This is a genomic window from Vibrio sp. St2 (assembly GCF_947311885.1).
Taxonomy (GTDB): Bacteria; Pseudomonadota; Gammaproteobacteria; order Enterobacterales; family Vibrionaceae; genus Vibrio; species Vibrio coralliilyticus.
The window spans coordinates 1-1,201 of sequence record NZ_CAMZNA010000027.1 but is presented as its reverse complement, the minus strand read 5'-3'; the positions used below and the strand labels follow the sequence as shown (position 1 = coordinate 1,201).

1 protein-coding gene is annotated in these 1,201 nt (G+C 50.0%); it reads right to left on the bottom strand.

Going from position 1 to position 1,201, the window contains the following annotated elements:
• Positions 1 to 1,201, bottom strand: a 1,201-nt coding sequence (locus QMA41_RS25650) for a hypothetical protein (RefSeq protein ID WP_281630923.1), incomplete at both ends; no start/stop codon positions are given.

The following is a 1,201-nucleotide window of genomic DNA, read 5'->3' as shown; positions in this document are numbered from 1 at the left end:
GGCTGCACCACTGACTCTAAGTCAGCACCCACTCCAGCCTGACCCGATACGTCTTTATATCCCGCCATCACAGACGTCGTGACCGTATCAGAGTTAGCGCTCAGAGCAATAACGTTCTCCGTTTCACCAGACCAAACCGATGATGGTGAATCATTATCATTAGTGAATGACACATTCACACCATCAACCTGTGCTTTCACGTCAGTCACCGGCTCATCAAAAGTGACCGTAATGCCTACCTTCTGGCCGTCTTGTGGCGCTCCCGATGTCACCGAAATACCACTCAAACTAGGGACCTGCTCGTCCAAATACTCTACATCTATATCGGCTGTCGCAGAAACGCCAATCTGGTTATTCCCCGTTACCTTCACGTCAATCTGACCACTTGGCCAATGGCGAATGTTCTGTGGCGATGACTCCCAAGAGCCATTCTCTTTCACAGTCACATTCACATTCACTGGCTCTATACTCGTATCCGAATCACGGCTGAGCGTCAACGACAGAGTATCGTCCTTCATAAAACCTTGCGTTGTACCCGTAATCACAACATTGCTGGCACCTGATTCGTTAATCGTGTCATGTGGGGTAATGCTAATAACTGGCTGCACATTGACTTGCGTATTGTAAACTGCACCGTTGTTAGGGACCGCCGCCGTATCACGATACTGAGTCACCGAGATTTGTTTCTGCGTCTCACCTACAACCACACTGATTGGCGATGAAGTCTCGCCTGTCCATTCAGTATGCGCACCAGATTGGCTATCTATTGATACCTCAACATCGCCCACTTGAGCCTTTACATTGTCCACTGGCTCACTAAACCTAAACGTCAACGTCACTGTCTTATTGTGTTCTAGTGGGGTGTTCGATGTCACCAGAACTTCCGACACTTCCGGCGCAACATTGTCTGTCAATACCACCGTCTGAGAAGCCTCCACCGTCTGGTGCTTACCTGGCTCACCATTCTTACCACTCACCTTAATCGTCAAAATGCCCGACTTCCAACCCGATAGGTTCTGCGCCGTCGTCGACCAGGTGCCATCTGTCGCCACCGGTGCAACAAGCGTAGGCATACTGTCAACGCCATTGTCACTCTCTATCACAACTGACAAGTTCGTATTCGCTTTAAAGCCCAACGAAGTCCCTGACACCATTAACGCCTTCGCTCCATCGCTGCCCGTCAGCAAGTCAGCTATTTCCG